Origin of the sequence: Loigolactobacillus binensis, from assembly GCF_005405165.1 — a bacterium.
Classification (GTDB): Bacteria; Bacillota; Bacilli; order Lactobacillales; family Lactobacillaceae; genus Loigolactobacillus; species Loigolactobacillus binensis.
This window is the reverse complement of the sequence record NZ_BJDN01000050.1, coordinates 1-7845: the sequence shown is the minus strand read 5'-3', so window position 1 is coordinate 7845 and position 7845 is coordinate 1. Positions and strand designations below refer to the sequence as shown.

Annotated in this window: 8 protein-coding genes; 7 read left to right on the top strand and 1 reads right to left on the bottom strand. The window is 37.4% G+C overall.

Annotated elements, in window-relative coordinates:
- Positions 1-194 precede the first annotated feature (194 nt).
- The 7 genes from FFM78_RS13305 to FFM78_RS13275 all read left to right on the top strand — a co-directional run bounded on the left by FFM78_RS13305 (position 195) and on the right by FFM78_RS13275 (position 6052).
- Positions 195-1514 (top strand): YhgE/Pip domain-containing protein, encoded by a 1320-nt coding sequence (locus FFM78_RS13305; protein WP_137638879.1) that lies wholly within the window; start codon positions 195-197, stop codon positions 1512-1514.
- A gap of 23 nt (positions 1515-1537) precedes the next feature.
- On the top strand, positions 1538-1795 hold the full coding sequence (locus tag FFM78_RS13300; RefSeq protein WP_137638878.1) for a hypothetical protein: 258 nt from the start codon (positions 1538-1540) through the stop codon (positions 1793-1795).
- 145 nt (positions 1796-1940) lie between these two features.
- A complete protein-coding gene (locus FFM78_RS13295) occupies positions 1941-2705 on the top strand; it encodes a lysophospholipid acyltransferase family protein (protein WP_137638877.1) in 765 nt (254 codons plus the stop codon).
- A gap of 3 nt (positions 2706-2708) precedes the next feature.
- Positions 2709-3545, top strand: a complete 837-nt coding sequence (locus FFM78_RS13290) for a glycosyltransferase (protein WP_137638876.1) — start codon at positions 2709-2711, stop codon at positions 3543-3545.
- Complete coding sequence (locus FFM78_RS13285; RefSeq protein WP_137638875.1) at positions 3542-4501, top strand: glycosyltransferase family 8 protein; 960 nt, start codon at positions 3542-3544, stop codon at positions 4499-4501. Before FFM78_RS13290 ends, FFM78_RS13285 begins: the two co-directional genes overlap by 4 nt.
- The gene (locus FFM78_RS13280) at positions 4498-5370 is read left to right on the top strand and encodes a lysophospholipid acyltransferase family protein (protein ID WP_137638874.1); all 873 of its coding nucleotides are present in this window, start codon (positions 4498-4500) and stop codon (positions 5368-5370) included. The genes FFM78_RS13285 and FFM78_RS13280 overlap by 4 nt, the downstream gene beginning before the upstream one ends.
- 28 nt (positions 5371-5398) lie before the next feature.
- The gene (locus FFM78_RS13275) at positions 5399-6052 is read left to right on the top strand and encodes a TetR/AcrR family transcriptional regulator (protein ID WP_137638873.1); all 654 of its coding nucleotides are present in this window, start codon (positions 5399-5401) and stop codon (positions 6050-6052) included.
- Positions 6053-6074: 22 nt separating this feature from the next.
- Here FFM78_RS13275 and FFM78_RS13270 read toward each other — a convergent pair whose 3' ends face one another.
- Positions 6075-7502: an IS5 family transposase gene (locus FFM78_RS13270; RefSeq protein ID WP_137638872.1), complete on the bottom strand. Its 1428-nt coding sequence runs from the start codon at positions 7500-7502 to the stop codon at positions 6075-6077.
- Between the last annotated feature and the right edge of the window lie 343 nt (positions 7503-7845).

The following is a 7845-nucleotide window of genomic DNA, read 5'->3' as shown; positions in this document are numbered from 1 at the left end:
GTCGTAACGAGTTGGCATGTAAAAATTCCTTCCTTTTGAGAGATGATTTATTCATTATACCCTCTCTTAAAAGTTGTCTCAGGAATCAGCTTACATCCAAACATCAAGAAGTAGGAAATGAGGCAATCTCATTCCACAAAATTAACCCTTGACATTAAAAAATAAAAGGATTAACTTAAAGTTGTAATGAATGAGTGTTCATTCAAAAAAAGGAGGAGAAATTATGGTTTAAACAAAAGCTTAACTGGATAGTAATGGCGATTGCTGCTGTAGTTGCTTTGAGCTTTATTTGGACACTAATTCCTGGATTTACTAAATTGCCTAGTAACGTTGATAATATGCGAGTAGCAATTGTTGATCGTGATAATAAGCAGATTTCTCAACAAATGAAAAAGGGACTGAAAGATAATCTGCCATTCAAAAACGTTACTGCTGCAAAAACAAATAAGGGAATTAAACGGCAGATTAAAAACCGTGATGTTTCTATGGTTATTATCATTCCGAAAGGATTCAGTTCCAATGTTCAAACAGGGAAACCTGTTCATATGAAGTACTACCGGGGCACGGCGAACGGTATGATTGAGACTATGGCGCAAAAGACCGCTGTTAGCCAAATTAATAGTAAAGTAAAAGAGCAAATTCAGTCTAAAACAATGACTGGTATGATTGCACGCCAAATGCAGTCAGAAGTTGCTAGTCAAATGCAATCAAAAGTGCAAGCGCAAGTAAAAGCAAAAATTGCAGCTAACCCACAATTAGCATCACATGCTAGCCAAATCGCTCAACAAGCACAAAATGCGGCTAGGGCTCAAGCCCAAAAACAAGTCATGGCTCGTGCTAGTGCAGCTGCCAAGAGCGCTACTTCTCAGTTGAGTAGTAGAAGTGAATATGTTGGTACTCATCATTACAACTACAAGTATCAGCAAACCCCGATGTTCTTTAACATGGGACAGTATCTTGGAATGATGCTCGCATCTATCGTCCTTGTTATCTTGTTCACCTCAGCTCGCTTCGCAGTCGGCAATAAATTTACGGCTTTTATGGGTATGCAAGTTTCAGGCCTTCTTTTAGCAACTGTTACTTCAATTGTTGCCAGTCTAGCATTACTTTGTGTTGAACCTGTCAATAACTTTATGAGTATGTTTGGAATTGCTTGGCTTTTCGATGTTAGCGTCTTTGAAATTTCAAGTATGTTAGGCCTTCTGTGTGGTGGTCTTCCAAGTATTATCGTTCAATTACCTCTCTTTACATCCCAAGTGATTGCCGGTGGTGCAATTGTTCCCCGCTTCGCTATGCCATCATTCTACAACTGGCTAAGTAATTACACTCTGATGTATCAAGGGATTCAAGCTATTTCCAACACGATGGCCGGAATTGGACACACTGCACCATTTATCTCGTCTCTCGTATGGATTGCAATCATTAGCTGTGTATTAGGTTTAATCTTTGTCTGGAGCGGTTACCGTAGCAAAGAAGCTAAGGGACTTTCCAAGTTGATTCCTGTTAAAAATTAATTATAGATAAGGAAGTAGTTATTATGTTTAATACTATGTTTTGGATTTTAGCTGTTTGGTTCGTTATTAATGTTATTTGGATGTGGTTTCAGCTTGACAACCATGCATTACAAAAGATCTTTGCTTGGATTAACGTTATCGCAGTCATTGTAGGCTTCTGGGTGTTTTATGGCGCTAGTCATGCCTCTGGTAGTATTGCAACCTGTTTCTTATGGATGAACTGGGCTAATGTAATTGTAGCTTGTTTGCAATTCTACTTCGGGTATAGAAAGAACAATTAGTCATTCTTAACTTAGATTGATTAAAAAATCTGGATGTTATTTTTATCGAATAACGATTTGATCCAGATTTTTTAATATCAAAAGGATTAAAGAATAGTAACGACGAATAACTAGCTATTCAACTTTCTGAAGGAGCGTGAATTTTTTGAAAAGGTCAAAGACCTATTACTATCATACGTTTACTGATGACTTTATTAGTAGTGGCAATCAAAATTATCAGCTCCCTTCAGATTATCAATGGCTACATAAAGGAAAACTTGGAACTATGGTTAGTCTTATCATAACCGGTATTGCTGACATCATTTCATGGTTCCTATTTCGTATTATCATGCGTCCAAAGTTAGTATCTGCTGAAAAAATAAAAGACCATCAAGATGGTGGATTCTTCGTCTATGGTAATCATACACAAGCTCAAAGTGACGCATTAATTGCCTTTCACCTATTGCCGCGTCACTTAATAAACATTATTGCAACCCCAGCTAACCTGGGGAATTTAATAGTTGGGAAATTATTACCTTTTGCTGGGATACTACCAATTCCAGCAACGTTTCGTCAATTAATTGATTTTACAAAGGTTGTAAAACAACAAGCACTGAGTGGCCACGCTGTCTTTATCTACCCCGAAGCCCATGTATGGCCGTTTTATACTAAGATTCGCCCTTTTTCAGCGGCTTCTTTTCATTATCCAGTTGACACTGGCCTAGCTTCATTTTGCTTAACGACCACTTATCATTCTCGGAGTTGGTCAAAAAACCCCCGAATCATCATCTATGTGGAGGGTCCTTTCTATCCAAATGCTGATTTGACCACTAAACAACAAGCGGCAGATTTGAGACAGCAGATTTATGATTGCATGAAAAAGCGAGCTTCACTAAATGATGTTGAATATATTCATTATAAGAAGGTATAGTAAATGAATATTTTATACTGTGGCGACAATAATATCGAACAAGGTTTATTAATTTCAGTTTTATCGTTGACTGAACACGTAAAAGAACCCTTATATATCTATGTATTAACCGCAAGTTTCCCCACACAAGGTAGGCATTCCAATAACATCCATCAATCACTTATTTATCTCCTTGATTCTCTAGTAAAAAAAGTGAATCCTAAGAATTTTGTCAAAGCAATTGATATAAGCCTCTTGGTAGCAAGAGACTATCCAGAGATAAACCTCAACACAATCTTCACGCCAGCTAGCATGCTGCGATTATTTGCTGACGAGGTATCACTTCTTCCTGATAAAATTCTTTATCTTGATACTGATATCGTTTGTCGACGTAATTTTTTTAACTTCTATTGTCAAGATATTACCAAACTTGAAGTAGTGGGTATTCTTGATTATTACGGCAAATGGTTTTTTCATAATCATTCATGGCTTTTTGACTATATGAATTCTGGAGTAATGCTACTAAATATCAAAAGAATTAAACAAACTGGCCTTTTTACTAAAGCAAGAAAATTATGTAAAAGCAAAAAGATGTTCATGCCTGACCAATCTGCCATCAACAAGTTTGTTACTCACTATAAGCTTGCTCCCCGTCGTTACAACGATCAACGTCGCCTCCATAAGGACACAGTATTTCAGCATTTTACTACTCACTTTGGTTATTTTCCTAAGTTCCATACCATTACTGTCAAGCCATGGGAGGTTGATAGAGTTCATTCTGAATTACACCTTCATGAATACGATGATTTACTAAATAGATATCAACTAATTTACGCTCAACATAAGGAGAGATTAAAATGAGTAGAAACGAGATTCCAATTTTCTTTTCAATTAATAATCAATACGCACCTTATCTTTCAGTCGCAATTTTGTCCATTGTCGACCACGCTTCATCGAACAATCATTACCATATAATCGTTTTAGAACAAGACCTCTCAGAGAAAAATAAGCATATTTTAACTGAATTGGGTACCGATAATGTAAAGATAACCTTTACTAGAATTAATGACAGTGATTTGCAAAAGCAAATGGTTGGTGAGCATACAAAATTAAAGGGGGACTATTTTACATTAACAATTTATTATCGTTTATTCATTGCTAAAATATTCCCTCAATTTGATAAGGCTCTATACATGGATGCTGACATCGTCTGCAATACAGATATTGCTAATCTCTACAACATTGATCTTAAGGACAACTTCCTGGCAGCCGCCCATGATACATTCGCAGCAGATTATCCCCAAACTGTTAGGTATGCTGAAGATGTTATTGGGATTCCAATCGACAAATATTTCAATTCAGGTATTTTAGTACTAAATCTCAAGCAACTTCGTAATCACGACTTTACCGATCACTTTCTCCATCTCCTTAACAAATATCATTTTGATATTATGGCACCTGACCAAGATTACCTAAATGTTATTTGTAGAAATCATGTACTTCACCTACCACAAAAATGGAATACAATGCCTACGATTCATGGTGAAAAAGTAACTGATCCACGCATTATCCACTATGCACTATTCGGTAAGCCATGGCATTATGATCATGTTGCAAATGAAAACTATTTCTGGCATTACGCCAAAAGCTCACCATACCTAGTAGAAATTAAGCAAGCAAAGGCGACATTCACCGCAGCAAACGCTGAAAAGGATCACCGTAACGTTCGTTACCTCCAGCAAAAAGCGTTGTCTCTCTTAGACAATCCTATTACATTTAAGAAAATTCAAGAAAAAACAAATGAGGTGGCGTTATGATTATTGGCGGCAGTAAGCGAGCAGTCATCGATAATATTCAAAAATACGCTAATGCCGGATTGTTGAATCACAAAGTAGAAATAAATGATGCTTCACTAAATCAAAATCAAAGAATTAACTTAATCCATGACTATCTGCAACTTATTAAGATGCCTAAATACCATGTCAATAATCTAATAGCTCGTGGCCTTGCTGATGTATTAACAGAATTACTGAATACCAAGACCACCTTTTCAGGATTAGAAAAAATCAAAAACATTACTGGCGGTGCTATTATAACTAGCAATCATTTTAGTCCATTAGAAAATACGGTTGTTAGAAAAACACTATGGCAAATAAAGCACCGACGACTTTTCATTGTTAGTGAAGATACAAATTTATTGACTAATGGCTTTATCGGATTTCTATTAAAATATTACGATACCATTCCGGTTAGCCCAGATGTTGAGTATATTGGTAAAGTATTCCCTAAAATGATAAAAGGGGTACTTAACGATAATAATTTTATCTTAATTTACCCTGAGCAAGAAATGTGGTTCAACTATCGAAAGCCCCGCCCTCCAAAACGCGGAGCATACTATTACGCCGCAAAATTTCATGTACCAATTATCTCCTGCTTTGTTGAGATAATCGATCTACAAGAACCCGATAATTATGAATTTAATAAGGTAAAATTTAAAATGCATATATTAGATCCAATTTATCTTGACCCTAATAAAAGTGTACGTGAAAATAGTATTGAAATGATGCAACGTGATTATCAACAGAAGAAGAAGGCCTATGAGCAAATTTACGACGAAAAGCTAACTTATAATTTCAATATAAAAGATATCGCTGGATGGCGCGCAGGTACTAACAAAAACAACTAACAACCACTTTACAAAGAGAGGGAACACTATGACTGAATCAAAGCTAAGAGAATTATATGAACAAAATCTTCGTCAAATGGATAATCTGACAGAAAAACAGCAGAATATTCTTAAAGCTGCCCTTTCGCTATTTGCAGAACAAGGGTTCGATGCTACTAGTAGCTCTCAAATTGCCAAACGTGCTGGAGTAGCTGTTGGTTCTGTTTACCAACACTTTCACAATAAACGTGAGTTACTTATGGCAGTACTAACACCATTAACAAAGTCTGTTTTCTCACAAGCGGCCGACCAGTTTATCGATAAGACATTAGATAAAGACTACAATTCCTTGGAGCAGTTCATTCGAGCATTAGTTGCCGACCGAATGCTTTTTATCAGTAATAATCGTGAAGAGTTTAAAATCATGTTAGGCCAATTACTTTCTGACAATCAGTTAGGTCCAGAGCTCAATCACGCTTTTAATGAGCAGCCCAAAACAACTGCTTTTCCGATTATCGACCGACTCAAGAAGAAAAAATTAATTATCGATTATCCAAATGATGTAATTGTTCAATTCGTCTTTGGACCCTTAGTTACTTTCTTTGGAAAAATCATCTTGGCAATTAAACCAATGCCTATTGATCAAGAAATTAATTACGCAGTTGGTTTAATAGTTAATGGATTAACTCCTCGCAGTAATTAATGCGTACTGAACAAATCGTATTTTAAATATTTACTAACTTTTGTCGGTTTTTACAGAAAATCTGATTGATAAATACCAACCAGCCAAAAATAGGCCGCGAAAAATTAGCCATCAACTTGGATAAGTTCAAGGCAATCACGCTAATACCAACACTAGTCAAGGTCGTTGTCGGTAACTTGGTCATGATCAGATTTAAGCTGAATCGACGCTTCATCAGACTAAAATCACGTTCAACTGCGATACGGTCAGCGTTGTCTTGATAACTGATCCGTTTATCACGCGTTTCATTCTTCTTCGGTCGGCCCAGTGCCGGCCCAGAAAGTCTGATGTCACGCTCTTTACAGTATGCCAAGTTACCACGATTACGATAGATTTTATCAGCCAAGACACGTGCCGGATAGTGACCATTCCGATCGTAGTAGCGCCGAACAGCGTTGACTAGATCTGTCGATTCATTGTAAGCATCAAAACTAGTCTTTTCGATACGGGCGAATCCTCGATCAAGACTGACATCAAGCTTAACGCCAAACTCAGTATTAGTTCTAGCTTTACCACGTAAAATCGGTCGGATCCAAGGCTGACTAAAACTAACAATGCGATCTTTGACTGAATGTGTTCGCTCTGTGTACATATATTTCTGTTGCGCATAGATCGCCTTGCTAGTCGTCAACCAATTTTCTTGTTCCAATGTCAGTTGATAGCCAGCGGTTAAATAAATTTCAACTTTATCTAAATCGCGTTTCACATAGTTTAGCAGCCTACGGATCTGTTTGCGTAACCACTTCTGACCTTTTCTTTTTCGCCGAACAATGGCTAAATAAACCTGCCGCGCTTTACGCCGATAGATTCGTGGTTTGGTCCAGCCGTTATCAGCACAAGCGACATCAATGATCTTTTCAAGATGAGTTCGCGCATCGTTCAATAACTCAGTATCAGTCGGATATTTGATGTTTTGCGGCGCGCAAGTTGCGTCAAGAATCAAGGTGCCAGAATTATGGTCATCATCAGAATGGTCGTCTTGCTTATCAGTTACGGTTTTAGTTGGCTTAGAATTAGCGGCAATGATTTTTTCGTTGATCGTCGCCAAGGTCACTGCATCTAAGCGTTTGCGAAAATAAACCATCGTTGACGCATCAAAAGGTGCCTGATTCTGATAGCCTGGTAAGCCGATGAAGAATTGAAGATAGGGATTTTCTTGAATTTGTAAGACTGTTTCCTCGTCAGAATAGCCATACTCAGTTTGGATCAACAGGGCGCCAAGTGCCATGCGTAACGGCTTAGCTACGTTACCTTTTCGATTACGGAAGTTCTTCGTGTAGTCTTTTTCAAGTTCTGACCAAGGAATGATGGCCGCTTTTTTGATCCAGCGATTTTCTGGATTCATGGACAAGCCCATTGGCTGATCAAAATCTTCGAAAGCTAATTGCGTGTTGAGCTGTGGTTTATACATGAAACCCCCTCATTTTCTAGTAAAAGTGCACGACCTTTTGTCGTAAGTGGATAAAACCCTTGCAGTAATTATACTAAACTGGCGTTGAGATTACTGCTACAAAAGGATTACAAGAACGATTCAGTAGACATTAATTAAGATACTATACTACCTGAATTATTCATAGTTCATAAAAATCCCGTCAGTTTTCGTATTTTTTCGAAAACTGACGGGTATGTCTTTATCTTTTGCTGAAATACGATGCTTATCAGTTCTAGCTAGTGAGATCTTTCAACTAACTCAGAATTGCTTTGAACTTTTGGATACACTTGTCCCTTGGTTGTACAGATTTTTTTAATTTTGC

Bases quoted from the DNA above. Each gene is read 5' to 3' on its own strand.
- FFM78_RS13290 (WP_137638876.1), top strand. From the start codon at position 2,709: ATGAATATTTTATACTGTGGCGACAATAATATCGAACAAGGTTTATTA.
- FFM78_RS13275 (WP_137638873.1), top strand. From the start codon at position 5,399: ATGACTGAATCAAAGCTAAGAGAATTATATGAACAAAATCTTCGTCAA.
- FFM78_RS13270 (WP_137638872.1), bottom strand. From the start codon at position 7,502: ATGTATAAACCACAGCTCAACACGCAATTAGCTTTCGAAGATTTTGAT.
- FFM78_RS13285 (WP_137638875.1), top strand. From the start codon at position 3,542: ATGAGTAGAAACGAGATTCCAATTTTCTTTTCAATTAATAATCAATAC.
- FFM78_RS13300 (WP_137638878.1), top strand. From the start codon at position 1,538: ATGTTTAATACTATGTTTTGGATTTTAGCTGTTTGGTTCGTTATTAAT.
- FFM78_RS13280 (WP_137638874.1), top strand. From the start codon at position 4,498: ATGATTATTGGCGGCAGTAAGCGAGCAGTCATCGATAATATTCAAAAA.